We start from the raw sequence: 21442 nt of genomic DNA on the forward strand, positions 1-21442 counted from the left end.
CTTTTGTTTTGTGTTAAACTATTATTTATTCCTTTTGATTAGATATTAATATTGCTGCTGGATATTTTGTTTTAACTGTCTTTAGTTTCTGTTGGGCTTCACTTATGTTATTGAAGTTGCCAAGCGTAATGCTGTGTATGTTTTGGTTGCTATTTAGCTTAGTACTCATTCCTGGGAAATTCCTTTTTGCTTCAGATTTTATTTTATTGGCTTCGGCTATGGTTGTGCTTTGGTGTATTTGTATGGCGAAGGGAGGAGTTAGTAATGTGTTTTGGTTAATTGTTGTTGTTTTGTTATCTCCTTTGTTTAATATTTCGGTTTCTTGAGCAAAAGATAAGCTGCAACAAAATGTTATTAAAAATAGACTGATGTAGATTTTTGTTTTTTTCATTTGTATTGGGTTTTGTTCCTTATAAAATTAGCGTTTTATTTTATGATGTGAAAATTTGTCTAAATGTGTGATGTAAAAAAAAGAGCAACTTATAAATAAGTTGCTCTTTTTTTAGGGTGTAATTTTATTTGTTTATTCTTCTTTTTGGTCTGCAATTAATAAGGCGTTTGGATATTCTTTTTTAACTTCTATTAATTTTTGTTGAGCCTCAAACTTGGTGTTGAATTTTCCAATAGTTACTTTGTAATATTCGTTAATAAAATCTAAAGTTGAAGGCCAATCTGGGAATTCTTTTGCTGCTTTTTCCTTGGCATTTTGTGCGCCTTGTGATGCTTTGCTAGAGTGTATTTGTATAGTGTAATATCTAGATGTTTTGTTGCTTTCCTTGTAAAGGTTTAAAAGCTTTTCTAGTCCTTCGTCTTGCTTTAGTGTTACTTGTCCTTCTTGGGCAAGACAAAAAGCGCTAAAACCTAAGCATAGTAAACTAGTGTAGAATGTTTTCATTAGTAGTGTAAGTTAATATTAATAAGCGTATACAAATGTAAAATATTATAAATCAAACATAAGGCATAATTATTATTTAGAACAATTATAAATTATAAATTATCAATCCCTTAACATTTCCAAATTTAAGTCTATGTCGTATTTTTGCCTTCAATTTAAGAAGCGATATAGGGCGTGTGCCTGTTATATAGTAATTATCGTGCCAGGATTTCGATAGAAATATTTTAAATATGAAAAAGGTTTTATACCGTAATCAACTTTCTAAATTTTTGGGTGTCAATCTGATAGCTGCAATGCTATTTTCAGTATCCCTATTTTCTCAATCAGAAAATGCTGATCCTGCAAAGGGGAAACAGATCTTTAATCAGAATTGTGCATCATGTCACGCTCTTGATAGAAAAGGAACTGGTCCTGCTTTAAGGAATGTGGAGTCTCGTTTAGAGGAAGAAGGTTTGGATCGTGAGTGGATTTATGCGTGGGTTAAAAATAGTTCAGGTGTTATTAAGTCTGGGGACTCTTATGCGAATAAGATTTTTGCAGAGTATAATAATACTGCAATGACTGCTTTTCCTACATTAAGTAATGGGGATATTGATAATATCTTGGCTTATACTGCTGCAGTAGAAGAGAAGCCTGCTGCTAGTGCTGCTGTTCCTGCTTCAGGTGATGTGTCAGGTGGTTCCTCTAGTGGGGTTTCTAATGAGGTAATATTGGGGGCTTTGGCTTTAGTGTTTGCTTTGTTGGTTGCAATGTTGTTTATGGTTAATAAAACCTTACGTAATATTGCTAAAGCTAATGGTATTGATGTAGAGCGCGAAAAGGCTGAAAAAAGAATTCCAATTTGGAAGGCTTTTGTTCAGAATCAATTTTTGGTGTTGGTTTCTGTCATATTTTTATTGCTTACAAGTGCTTATTTTGTCTATGGTTACTTTATGCAAGTTGGTGTAGATCAGGGTTATGAGCCTGTTCAGCCAATACATTTTTCTCATAAAGTGCATGCGGGTGATAATAAGGTTGATTGTAAGTATTGTCATTCTTCAGCTAGGGTTTCTAAAACTTCTGGTATTCCGTCACTAAATGTTTGTATGAATTGCCATAAGTCAATTTATGAGTATAAGGGCAATCCAGAAGGTCCTTCTCAGTCTGATATTGAAAATGGTTATACAAATGAATTCTATACAAAAGAGATAAAGAAACTTTATGCTGCTGTAGGGTGGGATGAGGAAAATCAAAAATATACTGGTGAGTCTAAGCCTGTAGAGTGGGTTAGGATACATAATTTACCAGATTTTGTTTACTTTAATCACTCGCAACACGTTAGTGTTGCAGGTGTAGAGTGTCAAACTTGTCACGGTCCTATAGAGGAAATGGAAATTGTAAGTCAACATGCTCCTTTAACTATGGGTTGGTGTATTAATTGCCACAGAGAAACAAATGTGAAAATGGAAGGTAATGCTTATTATGATAAAATTCATGAAGAGCTTTCTAAGAAATATGGTGTAGAGAAGCTTACGGCTGCTATGCAAGGTGGTTTAGAATGTGGTAAGTGTCACTATTAATTGATTGTAAAAGAAGATAATTTCAGATATATCGTATGTCATCAAACAAAAAATATTGGAAAAGCGAAGCGGAGTTAAATCCTAACGATTCCATTGTTGAGGCGCTAAAACAGAACGAATTTGTTCAGGAGATTCCGGTTGAAGATTTCTTAGGTAATAAGGAAGGTTTGGCTTCTAGTTCTACAAACAGAAGGGATTTCTTAAAGTATGTAGGTTTTAGTACTGCTGCTGCAACAATGGCTGCTTGTGAGGGGCCTGTTGTAAAATCAATACCTTATGTTGTTCAGCCAGACCAAATTATTCCTGGTGTTGCTAATTATTATGCAACTACAATAGCAGATGGTTTTGACTTTGCAAGTGTTTTAGTTAAAACTCGTGAGGGTAGGCCAATAAAGATTGAAAATAATACAGATGCTAAGGTTAACGGGTCTGCAAATGCTCGTGTGCAAGCTTCTGTTTTGTCATTATATGATAGTAAAAGGCTTCAGGGTCCTTTGGCTAAGGGAGAGGCTGTAGAGTGGTCTGCTTTAGATGCTGCGGTAAAATCAAAACTTAGCGCGTTAAAGGGTGCTGATAAGCAAATAGCGTTATTAACGCAAACTTACGCTAGTCCGTCTACGTCTAGGTTGATAGCTGAGTTTAAGAGTGTTTACGGAGAAAATATAAATCATGTTACTTATGATGCTATTTCTGCCGATGCTGCTTTAAATGCTTTTGAGGAAAAGTATGGAGAGAGAGCTCTTGCTGATTATAACTTTGAAAAAGCGGAGTTAATTGTTTCTTTTGGAGCAGATTTTCTTGGTGATTGGCAAGGTGGTGGATATGATAGTGGTTATGCTGCTGGTCGTGTTCCTAAAAATGGAAAGATGTCTAGGCATATCCAGTTTGAGGCAAATATGTCGTTAACTGGTGCTAATGCAGATAAAAGGGTTTTGTTAACTCCTACGCAACAAAAAGTTGCTTTGGCAAAATTTTATGCTAAAGTAATGAATGTGTCTGTAGGTGGTGAATTGCCTGTAAATATTGAGAAAGCTGTTTTGGCTGCGGCTGAAGAGTTTAAAAAGGCTAAAGGTAAGGCTGTTGTTGTTACGGGGCTAGACGATAAAGATGCGCAAGCAGTTGTTTTAGCAATTAATGAGAAGCAAGCAAGTGTTGCTTTTGATGCTAGAGCTCCAAAATATGTAAGACAAGGTAATGCTAAAGCTGTTGCTAAATTATTAGCAGATATGAAAGCTGGTAAAGTAGGTGCGCTTATTATGGATGGTGTTAACCCTGCTTATACAATGCCAAATGCGGGTGAATTTACAGATGCATTGGCTAAGGTAGATTTGTCGGTGGTTTTCTCACAGAGTAATAATGAAACTGTAGCTGTAGCTTCATATGCTGCTGCTGCACCTAATTATTTAGAGTCTTGGGGTGATGTTCAAATTAAAAAAGGACATTACGCTTTAATGCAACCAACAATTAAGGAGATTTTTGATACGCGTCAGTTCCAATCATCGTTATTAGTGTGGATGGGGTCTGATAAAACGTATTATGATTATATAAAGGAAACTTGGAGTTCTTCTATATTAGGAGACGGTAAGTGGAATCAAGCATTGCATGATGGTGTTTATAAAGCTCCGTCAACTATTATAGATGTCGTAGAAGAAACTGTAGCTTCAGTTGTTTCTGAAGAAGAGTCAATAGTGTCGTCTCTTGTGGACTTATCTATGGCGGCTTCAAAATTGTCTAAAGCATCTTCGTCTGGTATGGAGTTAGCTTTATACTCTAAAGTGGGTATGGGAGATGGTCAGCAGGCTAATAATCCTTGGTTACAAGAGTTTCCAGATCCAATAACAAGAGTTTCTTGGGATAACTACGTTACTATATCTAAAGCTGATGCAGAAAAGCTAGAGCTTGTTAATGATCATGTTGCTAACGGAGGTTTAGATGGTAGTAAAGTAAATCTTAAAGTAGGAGATGTAGAGTTAAAGGCTGTTCCAGTAATTATTCAGCCTGGTCAGGCTCCTGGTTCTGTAGGTCTTTCTTTTGGTTATGGAAGAAAAGCTGGCTTACAAGCAGAAATGCAGACTGGTGTTAATGCTTATGCATTATATCAAGGAGGTGTTTCTAATCAATCTGTATCTGTGTCTAAGGCAGAAGGAATGCATGAGTTTGCTTGTGTGCAGCTTCATAAGACATTAATGGGTAGAGGTGATATAATCAAAGAAACTACATTAGAAATTTTTAATACTAAAGATCACGCAGAATGGAATCCTGTTCCTAAGGTATCTTTAAATCATAACGAGGTAGACGCTGTTTCAGTAAGTCTTTGGGATGATTTTGATCGTTCTGTTGGTCATCACTTTAACTTATCAATAGATTTAAATGCATGTACTGGTTGTGGAGCTTGTGTTATAGCTTGTCACGCAGAAAATAACGTGCCTGTTGTTGGTAAGGATGAAGTGCGTAAGTCTAGAGATATGCACTGGTTGCGTATAGATAGATATTATTCTTCTGAAGATACATTTGAAGGAGATAATGTTAAGAAAGATGAATTTGATGGTTTAACTGGAGATAAGGGTTCTTTAGGTGGATTTGGTGAGTTGGAAGATCCTTCTGCTAATCCTCAAGTAGCTTTCCAGCCAGTAATGTGTCAGCACTGTAATCACGCTCCATGTGAAACAGTTTGTCCTGTTGCTGCAACGTCTCACAGTAGACAAGGTCAAAACCATATGGCGTATAACAGATGTGTTGGTACAAGATATTGTGCAAATAACTGTCCGTATAAAGTACGTCGTTTTAACTGGTTCTTGTATAATAACAATGACGAGTTTAATTACCATATGAATAATGATTTAGGTAAAATGGTAATTAACCCAGATGTAAATGTTCGTTCTCGTGGAGTAATGGAGAAATGCTCTATGTGTATTCAAATGACTCAAAAGTCTATTTTAGATGCTAAGAGAGACGGACGCACAGTAAAAGATAGTGAATTCCAAACAGCTTGTTCTGCTGCATGTAGTAGTGGTGCAATGGTATTTGGAGATGTAAATGATAAGGAGAGTGAAGTTGCTGAGTTAAAAGAAAGCAACCGTATGTATCATTTATTAGAGCACATTGGTACAAAGCCAAATGTTTTCTATCATGTTAAAGTGAGAAATACACAAGAATCATAATTAATTAACGGAACGTAACTAGAACATAAATTATGGCGTCGCATTACGAAGCACCTATACGAAAACCCCTAGTAATTGGAGATAAAGGATACCACGATGTAACTGTGGATATTGCTGCTCCTGTAGAAGGGAAAGCAAATAAGCAGTGGTGGATTGTTTTCTCTATTGCACTAATAGCATTCCTTTGGGGAGTTGGTTGTATAATTTACACAGTATCTACAGGTATTGGTACTTGGGGATTAAATAAAACAGTAGGCTGGGCCTGGGATATTACCAACTTTGTATGGTGGGTAGGTATTGGGCACGCAGGAACATTAATTTCTGCAGTACTATTGCTTTTTAGACAAAAATGGAGAATGGCAATTAACCGTTCTGCAGAAGCAATGACAATTTTTTCTGTAGTACAAGCAGGTTTATTTCCAATAATACATATGGGGCGTCCTTGGTTGGCGTACTGGGTATTACCTATTCCAAACCAATTTGGTTCATTATGGGTAAACTTTAACTCACCTTTATTATGGGATGTATTTGCAATTTCTACGTACTTATCGGTATCATTAGTTTTCTGGTGGACGGGTCTTTTACCGGATTTTGCAATGTTACGTGATAGAGCAATTAAGCCATTTCAGAAAAAAATATATAGTTTATTAAGTTTTGGTTGGACAGGTAGAGCTAAAGATTGGCAACGTTTTGAAGAGGTTTCTCTTGTTTTAGCTGGTTTGGCAACTCCACTTGTACTTTCTGTACATACAATTGTATCTTTTGACTTTGCTACATCTGTAATTCCAGGTTGGCATACAACAATATTCCCTCCTTACTTTGTGGCGGGTGCAATTTTCTCTGGGTTTGCAATGGTAAACACATTGCTTATAATTATGAGAAAAGTATGTAGTTTAGAAGCTTATATTACAATTCAGCATATAGAATTAATGAACATTGTAATTATGATTACTGGTTCTATAGTTGGTTGTGCATACATTACAGAGCTGTTTATGGCTTGGTATTCTGGAGTAGAGTATGAGCAGTATGCATTTTTAAACAGAGCAACAGGTCCTTACGCTTGGGCATATTGGGCAATGATGTCTTGTAACGTTTTCTCTCCGCAGTTTATGTGGTCTAAAAAATTACGTACTAGTATTATGTTCTCTTTTGCTATATCTATTGTAGTAAACATAGGAATGTGGTTTGAGCGTTTTGTGATTATTGTAACATCATTACATAGAGATTATTTACCATCTTCATGGACAATGTTCTCTCCTACATTTGTAGATATAGGCATTTTTATTGGTACAATAGGTTTCTTCTTTGTATTGTTCTTGTTATATTCTAGAACATTCCCTGTAATAGCTCAGGCAGAAGTTAAATCAATTCTTAAGTCTTCTGGTAGTAAATACAAGAAATTAAGAGATGCTGGGAAACCATTATATACTATGCCAGAAAAAACAATATATACAAATACGGTTGCTGCAACAGCAGTTCCTTCAGAAGAGGTAGTTGTTAATAATGATGAAGAAAAGGTTTCAGACTTATTAAGTTCTATAGGTAAGTTTGATGTGGCAACAGATACGCCAGATGACCTTAAACAGGTTAAAGGTATTGGTCCACAGATGGAACATACACTAAATCAGATTGGGATATATAGCTTTGCTCAGGTTAGTAAAATGACTCAGAAAGAGTATGATTTGTTAGATTCTATAACAGGATCTTTCCCAGGAAGAGCACAAAGAGATGATTGGGCTGGACAAGCCAAGAACTTAAATAACAATAAATAATTATGGCATCTAAAGTTATTCACGCATTTTATAATGATGATGATATATTGATGCTCGCTGTTAAGAAAGTAAAAGCAGCTAAGCATCATATAGAAGAGGTATATTGTCCTTTTCCAGTTCACGGATTAGACAAAGCTATGGGGCTTGCTCCTACCAGAATAGCCATAACTGCCTTTATTTATGGATGTATAGGTATTACAATAGCAACTCTTATGATGAATTACATCATGATAGAAGATTGGCCTCAGGACATAGGTGGTAAACCTAGTTTTAGTTACCTAGAAAATATGCCAGCATTTGTTCCTATTATGTTTGAACTTACGGTTTTCTTTGCAGCACACTTAATGGTTATTACTTTTTATATGAGAAGTAAATTATGGCCTTTTAAACAAGCTGAGAATCCAGACGTAAGAACTACTGATGATCTATTTTTAATGGAAATAGAAATTCATGATAATGAAGAAGAGTTAAAATCTTTATTAGCAGATACAGGAGCAGTAGAAATTAATATTTCAGAAAAATAGTCTTAATAATAGTTATGAAGATATTTAAAAATATAGGTTTGGTTTTGGGAGTTGCTCTTCTTTTAGCATCTTGTGCAGATAAGAATAGCCCTAATTACCAGTATATGCCTAATATGTACGAAGCAGTAGGTTATGAAACTTACCAAGAAGTGGATTTTTTACCTACTGGTATGGAAGCTGGTTTACCTGTAGAAAATACAATTTCTAGAGGTCATATGCCTTATGAGTTTGCGAATGATCTAGAAGGTAAAGAATTAGCTCGTTTGCAGGCTAGCCCATTAGATTCTTTAAAAGTTGAAGCTAATTTAGCTAATGGAAAAGAATTGTACGCTATCAACTGTGCTATATGTCACGGTAATAAGGGAGATGGTCAGGGTAATTTAGTGAAAAGAGAAAAAATATTAGGTGTTCCTAGTTATGCAGATGCAGGTAGAAATATTACTGTAGGTAGCACTTACCATACTATTTATTACGGATTAAACTCAATGGGTTCATACGCTAATCAGCTAAATCATGAAGAGCGTTGGCAAGTTGCTGAATACGTAATGCAATTGAAACAAGACTTAACTAAATAATACATAGATTAAGAATATGTACACTTTTTCAAACAGACTAAAAATAGCTTCTTTTATATTAATGGCTGTTGGTGCTATAGGTATCGCTATAGGTTTTATTACAATGCCTAGTACAGTAGAAGACGCTAAAGAAATTGTAGCAAGTCATAGTGATGGTCACGGCGATCACCAAGCTGGTGCAGAAACGCATAACACTAATACTCATGGAGAAACTGCGCACGCAGAAGGACATGATAGCAAACATGATGAGCATTTATTACATCAATTGCAAAATAAGCCTTGGTCTGCATTGTATGTAGCGGCTTTCTTTTTCTTTATGATAGCATTGGGTGTGTTAGCATTTTATGCAATACAAAGAGCGGCTCAAGCGGGTTGGTCTCCATTGTTATTTAGAGTTATGGAAGGTATAACATCTTATATTGTTCCAGGGGGTATAATTGTATTTGTAATTCTTGCAGCTTCTGTTGCGCATATGAACCATTTATTTGTTTGGATGGATGCAGATGTTGTAGCTGAAGATAAATTATTACAAGGAAAAGCAGGATATTTAAACGGAACTTTCTTTTTAATTAGAGCTGCTATTTTCTTAGGAGGATGGATTGCTTACAGAACTATATCTCGTAAATTATCTTTAGCTCAAGATGAAGCTGATGATAATACAAATTTTATAAAAAACTTTAGATGGTCTGCTGGCTTCTTAGTATTCTATCTAGTTTCAGAATCTATGATGTCATGGGATTGGATAATGAGTGTAGATCCACACTGGTTTAGTACTTTGTTTGGTTGGTATGTATTTGCTAGTATGTTTGTCTCTGGTATAACAGTTATAGCTATGGTAACCATTTACCTTAAGTCTAAAGGCTTGCTGGAGGATGTTAATGATAGCCATATACATGATTTAGCTAAATTTATGTTTGGTATTAGTATTTTCTGGACATACTTATGGTTTGCACAGTTTATGCTTATCTGGTATGCTAATATTCCGGAAGAGGTTACTTATTATGTAACAAGGATACAGGATTATAACTTACCGTTCTTTGGGATGATAGCTATGAACTTCTTGTTTCCATTATTATTGTTAATGAATAGTGATTATAAAAGAGTTAACTGGTTTGTTGTTATGGCAGGTGTAGTTATACTTGCAGGTCACTACTTAGATATATTTAATATGATTATGCCTGCAACGGTTGGCGATCAATGGTCAATAGGATTATCAGAAATATGTTCTGTGTTGTTCTTTGCAGGTTTGTTTATTTTTGTTGTATTTAGAGCTTTAGCTACTGCTCCTTTACAGCCAAAAAGAAACCCATTTATTGGCGAAAGCAAGCATTTTCATTATTAATAAGGAAGTTTACAACAGCATAAAATAAATCATACAATGATTACAGTTTTAACTATAACGGTTTTAGTCTTAATAGCGATTGCAATTTGGCAAATGACTAAAATTTTTGAATTGTCGCAACTTAGAGCGGCTAAAAATGAAACAGCAACAGATAACGATAACAAAGTTAATGGTTACCTGATGTTTGCTTTCTTAGTTTTTATTTACGGTATTACTATATTTAGCTTTTATAAGTATACTAAAGTATTACTTCCTGAGTCTGCCTCTGCACACGGAGCAGAGTATGATAGCTTGATGTTTGTATCAATGCTTATCATTTTCTTTGTTCAGACAATTACTCAGTTTTTACTACACTATTTTGCTTATAAATACCGTGGTGAAAAAGGCAAAAAAGCTTTGTTTTACGCAGATAACCATAAATTAGAGTTTATATGGACTATCATTCCGGTTATTGTATTGGCAGGTTTAATACTTTGGGGATTATATACTTGGACAAACATTATGGATATTAATGACGAAGATGATCCTTTAGTAGTAGAATTATATGCACAACAATTTAATTGGACTGCTAGATATGCAGGTGAAGATAATGTTCTTGGTGATGCTAATGTTAGGATGATTGATATTGATAATGCAAACATTTTAGGTTTAGATGAGTCTGATCCTAATGGAGCAGATGATATTATTGTTAAAGAATTACATTTGCCGGTTGGAAGAAAAGTTAATTTTCATATGCGTTCTCAAGATGTATTACACTCTGCTTATATGCCTCACTTTAGAGCACAAATGAACTGTGTTCCAGGTATGATTACTCAATTTTCTTTTACACCAATTAAGACTACAGCAGAAATGCGTCAAGATCCGGATGTAATTGATAAGGTAAAAAGAGCAAATAAAATTAGAGCTGCTAAAGCTGCGGCTGGAGAGCCAAATAGCGATCCTTGGGAGTATGATTATATTTTACTTTGTAACAAGATTTGTGGTAAATCTCACTACAATATGCAAATGAAAATAATTGTTGAGACTCAGGAAGAGTATGACAAGTGGATAGCTTCTCAAAAAACTTTTGGTGGCGAAGCTGCAACAGGAGTAGCTATAAAATAATTGATTTAAGAAACTAAGTTAACTAACAAAAATAGAATATCTGATTATGTCAGGAACACACGAACACGACGACGATCACGGACATCATCACAAAGAAACCTTCATTACTAAATATATATTTAGTATGGATCACAAGATGATTGCAAAACAGTATTTAATTACTGGTTTAATAATGGGTTTCATTGGTATAGCAATGTCATTATTATTTAGAATGCAATTGGCTTGGCCAGGTGAGTCTTTTCCATTATTTGAAGCAGTATTAGGTAAATGGGCACCTGGTGGTGTTATGGATGCTGATGTATATTTAGCATTAGTAACAATGCACGGTACCATAATGGTATTCTTTGTGCTTACTGCTGGCCTAAGTGGTACTTTTAGTAACTTGCTTATCCCGTTACAAATTGGAGCTAGAGATATGGCTTCTGGTTTATTAAATATGATATCATACTGGTTGTTCTTTACTTCTGCAGTTATAATGGTTTGTTCTTTATTTGTGGAGTCTGGACCAGCAGCAGCGGGTTGGACAATCTATCCGCCGCTTTCTGCACTACCAATGGCGCAATCTGGTTCTGGTGCAGGTATGACATTATGGTTGGTGTCTATGGCTATATTTATTGCTTCTTCATTATTGGGATCATTAAATTATATAGTTACTGTAATTAACTTAAGAACTAAGGGTATGTCTATGACAAGATTACCTTTAACTACTTGGGCTTTATTTGTTACAGCTATAATTGGGGTTGTATCTTTTCCAGTGCTTTTATCAGCTGCATTGTTGTTAATTATGGATAGAAGTTTTGGAACATCATTCTTCTTGTCTGATATATTTATACAAGGTGAAGTATTACATTACCAGGGTGGTTCTCCTGTTTTGTATGAGCACTTATTTTGGTTTTTAGGTCACCCAGAAGTATATATTGTAATATTACCTGCAATGGGTATTGTATCTGATGTTATGGCAACAAACGCTCGTAAACCAATATTTGGTTACAGAGCAATGATAATGTCAATTATAGCTATTGCATTCTTATCTACTATCGTTTGGGGTCACCATATGTTTATATCAGGTATGAATCCTTTCTTGGGATCTGTATTTACATTTACAACATTATTAATTGCAATTCCTTCTGCAGTAAAAGCATTTAACTGGATTACTACAATCTGGAAAGGAAACTTACAAATGAATGTTGCAATGCTGTTCTCTATTGGTTTTGTATCTACGTTTATTACTGGTGGTTTAACTGGTATAATTTTAGGAGATAGTACATTAGATATCAACGTTCATGATACTTATTTTGTTGTAGCTCACTTCCACTTAGTAATGGGTATATCTGCATTATATGGTTTACTTGCTGGTGTTTATCACTGGTTCCCTAAAATGTTTGGTAGAATGATGAATAAAAACTTAGGTTATGTTCATTTCTGGATAACTGCAATTTGTGCTTATGGAGTTTTCTTTCCAATGCATTTTGTAGGTATGGCAGGTGTTCCAAGACGTTATTATGAAAACACTGCATTTCCTATGTTTGATGAGCTTACAGATGTTAATATTTTAATTACTGTTTTTGCTTTAATAGCTGGTGCAACACAATTAGTATTTGTTGGTAATTTCATCTATAGTATTTTCTATGGTAAAAAAGCTGAACAAAACCCATGGAATGCTACTACGTTAGAGTGGACAACTCCTGTAGAGCACATTCACGGTAACTGGCCTGGTGCTATACCAGAAGTTCACAGATGGGCATATGATTATAGTAAAACTAATGAAAATGGAGAATATGTTTTGCCGGGGCAAGATTTTGTTCCTCAGGTAGTACCTCTTCAAGATGGTGAGGAAGAACTTACGCATTAGAATTTTATAAAAATTTTAAAAGCCTTTTAAATTTATTTAAAAGGCTTTTTTTTTTGATTTGAATTACATCTTTATATGAGGTTAAATAGTATTTTAGTATCTTGTTTACTAACACAAACTAACCATTAAATACAAAATATGTTTAAGCAATTTATTCTAAGTGTGTTCTTGCTTGCTATTGCAACAAGTTTTGCACAGAAAAAACCAAAAATTAAGGGCAGTAAAACCGTAATTGAAGTTACAAATGATTTAACTCCTTATAATGGTATTAAGGTAGCAGACAACTTGCGTTTAGAACTAAAAAAAGCAAGAGAAAATAGTTATACGTTTATTGGGGATGATAACCTTTTAGATGTTCTTAAATTTGAAGTTATTGATAGTGTTTTAGAGATTAGTTCCTTTTATAGAATTGCTTCTAAAAAAAAGTTGGAACTTATAGTTAATTATGTAAACTTAAATAGTATAACAATGTTAGATGGCCGTATAGATATGAAAGACATTGTTACTACAGATTATTTAGACATTAACCTTCAAGGGGGATCTAAGTTAAATTTAAACGCTTTGGCTACAAGCATAGGTATAAGTATGTCTGGATCTAGTAATGCTGAGTTAAATGTAGATTGTGATGATGTATCGGTTTCTCTCGATCAAAAAAGTAACTTAGGCTTGTATTTAGTCACCAAATCTGCCAAACTTACAATGCACGGTAGTGCAGATGCAAAGTTGCAAGGAGCCGTTACAGATTTTAATATAGATCTTTTTGGTAATTCACAGTTAAGGGCAGATGGCTTAAAAAGTACTAATGTATCTTTAAATTTAGATGAATCTCCAGATGCGAAAATATTTGTATCAGAAAACTTAGAACTTTCTTCTAAAGGTGGTTCTAGAACATATTTGTACGGTACACCTAAAATTACAATAGTTGACTTCCTAAATGCATCACAATTAATAAAAAAGGAATAATAGACTATTTTAGATTGATGTTTTCTATTATGAAAGCCTATAATTTCTAGTATCTTTGTTAGACTATGAATGAAAACCTAGACCCAACATCTGAAAATTTCTCTTCTGAAGAGTTTGATATAGAAAGAGCATTAAGACCCTTGAGTTTTGATGATTTTGCAGGTCAAGATCAAGTTTTGGAAAATCTTAAAGTTTTTGTTGAAGCAGCAAACCAAAGAGGAGAAGCTTTAGATCATACTTTGTTTCACGGACCTCCAGGTTTAGGAAAAACTACTTTGGCCCATATTTTAGCTAATGAGTTAGGTGTTGGTATAAAGGTTACATCTGGTCCTGTTTTAGATAAGCCAGGAGATTTGGCAGGCTTGCTTACCAATTTAGAGGAAAGAGATGTTCTTTTTATTGATGAAATACACAGACTTAGTCCTATTGTAGAAGAATACTTGTATTCTGCTATGGAAGACTATAAAATAGATATAATGATAGAGTCAGGGCCAAATGCACGCTCTGTACAGATAAATTTAAACCCTTTTACCCTAATTGGTGCAACAACACGTTCTGGGCTTTTAACGGCTCCTATGCGTGCTCGTTTTGGTATACAAAGTAGGTTACAATATTATACTACAGAGTTGCTGTCTACTATAGCTGAACGTAGTGCAGATATTTTAAATGTGCCTATAGATTTAGAAGCGGCAATAGAAATAGCTGGTAGAAGTAGGGGCACCCCCAGAATTTGTAATGCACTGTTAAGACGAGTAAGAGATTTTGCACAGATAAAGGGTAATGGTAAAATTGATGTGGAAATATCTAAGTTTGGACTAAATGCCTTAAATGTAGATGCACATGGTTTAGACGAAATGGACAATAAAATATTAACCACTATTATAGATAAATTTAAAGGTGGTCCAGTAGGTATTACTACATTGGCAACAGCAGTGTCTGAAAGTGCAGAAACTATAGAAGAAGTGTACGAGCCTTTTTTAATACAACAAGGTTTTATTATGCGTACACCTCGTGGTAGAGAGGTAACAGAATTAGCATACAAACATTTGGGAAGAATAAAAGGGAGTGTGCAAGGAGGTTTGTTTTAATTCTTAATTATGAACGATAGATTAGAGAAAGTTGAAATACCATTTGATGATTTCAAGAAAAAATTAGATGCTAACTCTAAGGTTCTTTTTTCTGGAGTATTTGGCAGTGGAAAAACCACTTTTTTAAATGATTTCTTTTCAAATAATAATGATTATCAGGCTATTCATTTATACCCTGTAGGCTATTCTGTTGTTTCTAACAAAGACATTTTTGAACTTATTAAATACGATATTTTATTTCAGTTATTAGGTAAAATAACCAAAGAAGATTTTGAAACGGTAGAAATACCTTATCACCTAACATTATATTCTTATTTAGCCAGTACTCAAGATCTAGAAAACAAGGTTGATTTCTTAGCTTCTTTTCTTTCGTTTGCAGGTAAGTACGGAAGTGCAGCTTTAAAAGTTTTTGAGCAAATCAAAAGAATGAGATCTGGCTTTCTGGATTACCATAAAAAATTTCAGCAGGATGATTCTAAGCCTTTAGAAGAGTATTTAAAAGCTCCTGTAAATGAAACTGGTCATATTTACGAAGAAGATTTTTACACAGAACTAATTAGGAAGCTTATAGTAAAGCTAAAAGAAAAAAAGAAAAAATCAACTGTTTTGGTTGTAGATGATTTGGATAGATTAGATCCTGAACATATTTTCAGAATCCTTAATGTTTTTTCTTGTCATTTTGATTTTAGAGGAGTAGATAATGACAATAAGTTTGATTTTGATAAAGTTCTTCTAGTTTGTGATTATAAAAATATTGAAAGCGTTTTTAGTCATAAATATGGTTTTAATGCAGATTTTAGTGGGTATATTGATAAGTTTTATAGCTCAATTTATTGGTATTCTCCATCTGAATATTTAACCGTAATTGTTGGTGAGTATTTGAAAAGTATAAGTTTAGATGTAGGATATGATTTATTCACCTACAACCAACAAGTTGGAGATCAGATAAAATATGTTTTACAAAACTTGATAAAAAACAATTTGTTAACATTTAGGGAGATTTTAAAGTATAATAAAAGTTTTAAGCTAACTACTTCAAAGAATATTATTAAAAAAAATGCTGCTATTGATTCAATCTTGATAGATTATAATTTTAACGCGTCAATTGTAATTTACTTTCTATTAAATTTCTTTAAAAATGACAGCTCGTTCCTTAATAAATTGGATAGAATCAGGGAGTTAAGTGTTGATTATATTGAGAGTTATTCTCCTAATTTAAAAAGTGTTGCAATAGCTGAATTATTAATCTTTTTAAATAGTGAAAAATTAATAGCTGATCGCTTAAGAGTGTTTGAGCCTTTCATAGAGGTAATTGAATTTAAGGATTATACTTTTAAGTGTGAGATATCAGCAAAGAGGCACAATGTTTTAGAATCAAAATGTAATGGAGTTTCAAAGCAAAATAAAAATTGTCAATTAGCTGAAATTTCGTACTTTGACATATTATATGAGGTAGTCCTATTTTATAGGAGAATTACAAAATAGAGTTTACCACGTATTTTCCCAATCTTTCCAAACAACTTCAAAACCTTTACTTTGTAACATCTCTGCAATAGTTTCTGTGCTGCGTTCGTCAGAAATTTCAAATTGTTCTAAAGACTGTGGTTCTACCACATAACCCCCAGGGTTTGTTTTAGATTCTGCACTTATAGATGTTATTCCTAGGTTAATAATATTATTTCTAAATTTTTCGCTTTCTCGGGTAGACATAGAGAGCTCTACATCTTCGTCTAGCAAACGGTAAGCACATATAAGCTGCGCTAAATCCGCATCTTTCATAACTACTTTTGGTTCTAAACCACCTGTGTGTGGTCTTAGTCTAGGAAACGAGATAGAGTATTTAGTTTGCCAATAGGTTTTTTGTAAATACTGTAAGTGTAATGCAGTAAAAAAACTGTCTGCTCGCCAATCTTCTAATCCAAATAAAGCGCCTACGCCAATTTTATGTACGCCAGCTTTGCCTAATCGGTCAGGTGTTTCTAATCGGTAATCAAAATTAGATTTTTTACCTTTTGGGTGGTGTTTTTTATATTCGTCTCTGTGGTATGTTTCTTGGTACACTAAAACAGCATACAAGCCATTTTTAACAAGTAATTCATACTCATCTTGGTCTAATGGTTGTACTTCTATGGTAATATTAGCAAACTCTTTTTTTAACAGCTTAATAGCATTATTTATGTAGTCTACACCAACAGTTTTATTGGCTTCACCGGTAACTAATAAAATATGCTTGTAGCCTTTACTACGCAAAAAGGCAGCTTCCTTTAAAATTTCAGCATCTGTTAACGTGCGTCTAGGTATTTTGTTGGTTAAGCTAAAACCACAGTAAGTACATATGTTTTGGCACTCATTGCTTAGGTACATTGGTGCATACATTTGCATTGTATTGCCAAAGCGTTTTTTAGTTAATGCACTACTCATTTGTGCCATTTGCTCTAAGTATGGCTTTGCAGCAGGAGAAATTAAGGCTTTAAAATCTTCTAAAGTACGTTTGTTATTTTGCAATGCAATTTCTACATCTACAGCAGTTTTGCTATAAATATCTGTAACAACGGCGTCCCAATTATAATTATTAAAAAGTGATGTAAAATTACTCATTTAAAAAGGAGGTTAAAGGTGAGCTTGCTTCTGCTGTTTGCTTTATAGGTGCTAATTTTGCATTGTAAGCCATACGACCAGCCTCTACTGCAAGTCTAAAAGCATTTGCCATTGCAATTGGGTTTTGTGATACTGCAATTGCGGTATTTACCAAAACAGCATCTGCACCAAGTTCCATTGCATAGGCAGCATGTGAAGGAGCGCCAATGCCAGCGTCTACAATTACAGGAACGTTACTTTGTGCTATAATTATTTCTAAAAAATCTACTGTTTTTAATCCTTTATTGCTACCAATTGGTGCGCCCAATGGCATTACGCACTGTACGCCAACATCTTCTAAACGTTTACATAAAACAGGGTCTGCGTGTATATAAGGCATTACTACAAAACCTTGTTTTACAAGTTCTTCTGCAGCTTTTAAAGTTTCTATTGGGTCTGGTAATAAATATTTTGGATCTGGATGAATTTCTAATTTAACCCAATTGGTTTCTAATGCTTCTCTAGATAACTGCGCAGCAAAAACAGCTTCTTTTGCAGTACGCACGCCAGAGGTGTTTGGTAAAAGATTTATTCTAGAATGATTTAAATGTGATAAAATATCGTCATCTTCATCTGCTAAATCTACGCGTTTTAAGGCAACTGTAACTAGTTCACTTTCTGATGCTAGTAACGCATTTTTCATTACGGTTGAAGAACTAAATTTTCCTGTTCCGGTAAATAGTCTAGATGAAAACTCTTTGTCTGCTAGTATTAAATTATCCTTCATCGTTTTTGTTTTTATCAAACTTATACACTTGCTCTTGTGTTGCAGGTGTGTTTAAAATTTTATTTAATGTGGCAATGTTGTTAAAATTGCTTGTAATTTCTGTTGATGCTGCAATACCGTAAATTCCTGTTTCTAATAACTCAGGAACATCTGCTATAGTAATGCCGCCAATGGCAATTATAGGTGTAGTTGTTTGTAGCTCGTCTAAGATTGCTTGGTATCCTTGTGGTCCTAAAGTTGGACTTAAATTTTGTTTTGTTGTGGTAAATTTAAACGGACCTAAACCAATATAGTCTACTTCTTTTTTTAATAAATTTTCGCAATCCTCTAATGTGTTTGCTGTGCCGCCAATACTAATCCATTTTCCTAAATGCTCACGTGCTTCTAACGGGCAAGCATCTGTTTTTCCTAAATGCACACCATCTGCATTTACTTCTTTAGCAATTTTATAATGGTCGTTAATAATTAATCTAGTCTGAAAATGAGAAGTTATTTCTCTTGCCTTTAAAGCAGTTTGCAATAAGGTTTTTTTATCTACATTTTTTAAACGTAATTGTACCCAATCTGCACCAGAAGAACATGCTTTTTGTATGTTAGCCAAATGTATTTCTGGAGTATCACCTTGACTTATATAATGTAATTTACTAATCATTATTTCTGTTTTTTAGGCTAGTAATGTAAGCCTCATTTATTTGCTTAAATGCTTCTAAAGGGTTTTTGCTATTCCAAACTCCTCCTAAAACGCCAATTCCTTTGTAACCTAATGTGTTAAATTTGCTAAGGTTTTCTGCTGTAACCCCTCCCATACCAACAATTGTTTTGTTTATATGATTTACATTAAAGCCAAGCCCCTCATAACCTTTTTTTGATATGGAGTTAAAAACAGGACTAAGCAGGTGATAATCAAACTCAAAATAACAACTGTTTAATTCTTCTGGATTATGAAATGATGAACTTATGGTTTTGCCAAACATATTTAAGTCTTTAAAATACCGTGTAGGATTGTCTATAGTATCTCTACGTTTTTGTTCTTGAAAATGAATACCTTTTAAGTTGTAACTATTTATTAGTTCATGATGGTGATGTATAATAACACGGTTGTAGTATTCTGGTTTTATTTGATTTAAGTATGCTTTGTGTTCTTGGATATTTTTATGAGGCTTTCTTAAATGATAGTATTGTAAACCAGCATTAAATAACTGATGAAGTATTTCTATTTCATTAGGGATATCTTTTTCTGGTGCTATAAGTATTATCATAAGTTGCTTTTAAGTTAGGGATTGTAGTGGCATCCTTTTGCTTTTTTGCAAAAGATATAACGGAAAGCCCGCCTACGCCTTACTTTGTAAAAGGCGTAGGAACTTCCACTTTATTTTACAAATACACTTCTGATCCTTTGTCTTTAAATTCTTTAGCTTTTTCCTCCATACCTTTAGTAAAAACCTCGTCTCCTTTTATTTCGTTTACAGCGGCAAAATCTCTAACCTCTTGTGATATTTTCATAGAGCAAAATTTTGGTCCGCACATAGAACAGAAATGGGCTATTTTAGCACCATCTGCGGGTAGTGTTTCATCATGATATTCACGAGCTAATTCTGGGTCTAGTGCTAGATTAAACTGGTCTTCCCAACGGAACTCAAACCTTGCTTTACTTAAGGCGTCATCTCTGTGCTGAGCACCAGGATGCCCTTTGGCTAAATCTGCCGCGTGTGCAGCTAATTTATAAGTAACAACACCTGTACGTACATCATCTTTATTAGGTAGGCCTAAGTGTTCTTTTGGTGTTACGTAGCAAAGCATTGCGCAACCAAACCAGCCTATCATTGCAGCACCAATACCAGATGTTATATGGTCATAACCCGGAGCAATGTCTGTGGTAAGTGGCCCTAATGTGTAAAAAGGAGCCTCGTCACAAGCCTCTAACTGTTTGTTCATATTTGCTTTTATCATATGCATTGGCACGTGTCCTGGACCTTCTATAAAAGTTTGTACATCATGTTTCCAAGCAATTTTTGTAAGCTCACCTAGTGTTTCTAATTCGGCAAATTGAGCTTCATCATTAGCGTCTGCAATACAACCAGGGCGTAAACCATCTCCTAAAGAAAAAGCAACATCATAGGCTTTCATTATTTCGCAAATTTCTTCAAAATGCGTGTATAAAAAACTTTCCTTATGATGTGCCAAGCACCATTTTGCCATTATAGATCCACCACGAGAAACTATTCCAGTAATACGTTTTGCTGTCATTGGTACATAACGTAAACGTACACCTGCATGTATGGTAAAGTAATCTACACCTTGTTCTGCCTGTTCTATTAAAGTATCTCTAAAAATTTCCCAGGTTAAATCTTCTGCAACACCGTTAACTTTCTCTAGGGCTTGGTAAATAGGTACGGTTCCAATTGGTACTGGAGAGTTGCGTATGATCCATTCACGTGTTTCATGGATGTTTTGTCCTGTAGACAAATCCATTATATTATCTGCTCCCCAACGGCAAGCCCATACTGCTTTTTCTACTTCCTCTTCTATGGACGATGTAGTGGCAGAGTTTCCAATATTTGCATTAATTTTCACCAAAAAGTTGCGACCTAAAATCATAGGTTCTGCCTCTGGGTGGTTTATATTACTAGGGATAACTGCACGGCCACGGGCAACCTCATCTCTTACAAATTCTGGTGTTATTTTTGCAGGAATACTAGCACCAAAATCTTGACCAGGGTGTTGTTTAGACAAACGAGTCATTTCATCTATACGTTGGTTTTCACGGATAGCAACGTATTCCATCTCTGGAGTAATAATACCTTTTTTTGCGTAATGCATTTGTGATACGTTTTCTCCTTTTTTTGCACGCATTGGTTTTTTTAAGTGTCCAAAACGTAAATGGTCTAAACTTTTATCATTTAAACGCTCGTTACAGTATTTAGAAGAAAAACCATCTAATTGTTCTACGTTGCCTCGGTCTAAAATCCATTGCTCACGTATGCGTTCTATTCCTTTATGAACGTCAATATCTTTATTAGGGTCTGTATAAGGACCAGAAGTATCATAAACAGTTACAGGTTGGTTTGGAGTACGACTTTTGGTAAGTGAATCTACGGTGTCACTTAACTCTATTTCTCGCATAGCAACTTTTAATTCTGGAAATAGTTTGCCAGAAACATACACTTTTTTAGAATTAGGAAAAGGATGTCTTGTAATACCGTCTTGTTTAGGTGCGGTGTCTTTTTTTTTCATAATAAAATC

The 21442-nt window shown here is 34.5% G+C and carries 18 protein-coding genes; 11 read left to right on the top strand and 7 right to left on the bottom strand.

Annotated elements, in window-relative coordinates; genetic code table 11:
* Nucleotides 1-25: 25 nt before the first annotated feature.
* Nucleotides 26-391 carry an SPOR domain-containing protein gene (locus tag PBN93_RS09190; RefSeq protein ID WP_271080491.1) on the bottom strand — a complete coding sequence of 122 codons (366 nt, stop codon included), beginning with the start codon at nucleotides 389-391 and terminating at the stop codon, nucleotides 26-28.
* A 132-nt stretch (nucleotides 392-523) separates the two neighbouring features.
* The gene (locus PBN93_RS09195; protein WP_077401792.1) at nucleotides 524-895 is read right to left on the bottom strand and encodes an SPOR domain-containing protein; all 372 of its coding nucleotides are present in this window, start codon (nucleotides 893-895) and stop codon (nucleotides 524-526) included.
* 230 nt (nucleotides 896-1125) lie between these two features.
* Here PBN93_RS09195 and PBN93_RS09200 point away from each other — a divergent pair, with 230 nt between their 5' ends.
* From PBN93_RS09200 to PBN93_RS09250, 11 genes are all read left to right on the top strand, one after another.
* Nucleotides 1126-2454 (top strand): c-type cytochrome, encoded by a 1329-nt coding sequence (locus tag PBN93_RS09200; RefSeq protein WP_077401795.1) that lies wholly within the window; start codon nucleotides 1126-1128, stop codon nucleotides 2452-2454.
* A 35-nt stretch (nucleotides 2455-2489) separates the two neighbouring features.
* Nucleotides 2490-5615 (top strand): TAT-variant-translocated molybdopterin oxidoreductase, encoded by a 3126-nt coding sequence (locus PBN93_RS09205; protein WP_271080492.1) that lies wholly within the window; start codon nucleotides 2490-2492, stop codon nucleotides 5613-5615.
* A gap of 32 nt (nucleotides 5616-5647) precedes the next feature.
* On the top strand, nucleotides 5648-7387 hold the full coding sequence (gene nrfD, locus PBN93_RS09210) for an NrfD/PsrC family molybdoenzyme membrane anchor subunit (protein ID WP_271080493.1): 1740 nt from the start codon (nucleotides 5648-5650) through the stop codon (nucleotides 7385-7387).
* Nucleotides 7388-7389: 2 nt separating this feature from the next.
* A complete protein-coding gene (locus tag PBN93_RS09215; RefSeq protein WP_013621427.1) occupies nucleotides 7390-7911 on the top strand; it encodes a DUF3341 domain-containing protein in 522 nt (173 codons plus the stop codon).
* A 14-nt stretch (nucleotides 7912-7925) separates the two neighbouring features.
* Nucleotides 7926-8486 (top strand): c-type cytochrome, encoded by a 561-nt coding sequence (locus PBN93_RS09220; protein WP_077401808.1) that lies wholly within the window; start codon nucleotides 7926-7928, stop codon nucleotides 8484-8486.
* A 16-nt stretch (nucleotides 8487-8502) separates the two neighbouring features.
* The gene (locus PBN93_RS09225) at nucleotides 8503-9828 is read left to right on the top strand and encodes a quinol:cytochrome C oxidoreductase (RefSeq protein WP_271080494.1); all 1326 of its coding nucleotides are present in this window, start codon (nucleotides 8503-8505) and stop codon (nucleotides 9826-9828) included.
* Between the two features lie 36 nt (nucleotides 9829-9864).
* Nucleotides 9865-10932 carry a cytochrome c oxidase subunit II gene (locus PBN93_RS09230; protein ID WP_271080495.1) on the top strand — a complete coding sequence of 356 codons (1068 nt, stop codon included), beginning with the start codon at nucleotides 9865-9867 and terminating at the stop codon, nucleotides 10930-10932.
* A 46-nt stretch (nucleotides 10933-10978) separates the two neighbouring features.
* The gene (locus tag PBN93_RS09235) at nucleotides 10979-12784 is read left to right on the top strand and encodes a cytochrome c oxidase subunit I (RefSeq protein WP_271080496.1); all 1806 of its coding nucleotides are present in this window, start codon (nucleotides 10979-10981) and stop codon (nucleotides 12782-12784) included.
* Between the two features lie 138 nt (nucleotides 12785-12922).
* On the top strand, nucleotides 12923-13747 hold the full coding sequence (locus tag PBN93_RS09240) for a GIN domain-containing protein (protein WP_077401820.1): 825 nt from the start codon (nucleotides 12923-12925) through the stop codon (nucleotides 13745-13747).
* 65 nt (nucleotides 13748-13812) lie between these two features.
* The gene (gene ruvB / locus PBN93_RS09245) at nucleotides 13813-14835 is read left to right on the top strand and encodes a Holliday junction branch migration DNA helicase RuvB (RefSeq protein WP_077401823.1); all 1023 of its coding nucleotides are present in this window, start codon (nucleotides 13813-13815) and stop codon (nucleotides 14833-14835) included.
* 9 nt (nucleotides 14836-14844) lie between these two features.
* Nucleotides 14845-16320, top strand: a complete 1476-nt coding sequence (locus PBN93_RS09250) for a P-loop NTPase fold protein (protein ID WP_271080497.1) — start codon at nucleotides 14845-14847, stop codon at nucleotides 16318-16320.
* A gap of 3 nt (nucleotides 16321-16323) precedes the next feature.
* Here PBN93_RS09250 and thiH read toward each other — a convergent pair whose 3' ends face one another.
* The 5 genes from thiH to thiC all read right to left on the bottom strand — a co-directional run bounded on the left by thiH (nucleotide 16324) and on the right by thiC (nucleotide 21433).
* On the bottom strand, nucleotides 16324-17433 hold the full coding sequence (thiH, locus tag PBN93_RS09255; RefSeq protein ID WP_271080498.1) for a 2-iminoacetate synthase ThiH: 1110 nt from the start codon (nucleotides 17431-17433) through the stop codon (nucleotides 16324-16326).
* Nucleotides 17426-18199: a thiazole synthase gene (locus PBN93_RS09260; RefSeq protein ID WP_271080499.1), complete on the bottom strand. Its 774-nt coding sequence runs from the start codon at nucleotides 18197-18199 to the stop codon at nucleotides 17426-17428. The genes thiH and PBN93_RS09260 overlap by 8 nt, the downstream gene beginning before the upstream one ends.
* The gene (gene thiE / locus PBN93_RS09265) at nucleotides 18189-18851 is read right to left on the bottom strand and encodes a thiamine phosphate synthase (RefSeq protein WP_271080500.1); all 663 of its coding nucleotides are present in this window, start codon (nucleotides 18849-18851) and stop codon (nucleotides 18189-18191) included. The genes PBN93_RS09260 and thiE overlap by 11 nt, the downstream gene beginning before the upstream one ends.
* Nucleotides 18844-19458: a thiamine phosphate synthase gene (locus PBN93_RS09270; protein ID WP_271080501.1), complete on the bottom strand. Its 615-nt coding sequence runs from the start codon at nucleotides 19456-19458 to the stop codon at nucleotides 18844-18846. The genes thiE and PBN93_RS09270 overlap by 8 nt, the downstream gene beginning before the upstream one ends.
* Nucleotides 19459-19573: 115 nt before the next feature.
* The gene (thiC, locus tag PBN93_RS09275) at nucleotides 19574-21433 is read right to left on the bottom strand and encodes a phosphomethylpyrimidine synthase ThiC (RefSeq protein WP_271080502.1); all 1860 of its coding nucleotides are present in this window, start codon (nucleotides 21431-21433) and stop codon (nucleotides 19574-19576) included.
* Nucleotides 21434-21442: the final 9 nt, after the last annotated feature.

Origin of the sequence: Cellulophaga omnivescoria, assembly GCF_027915275.1 — a bacterium.
Classification (GTDB): Bacteria; Bacteroidota; Bacteroidia; order Flavobacteriales; family Flavobacteriaceae; genus Cellulophaga; species Cellulophaga omnivescoria.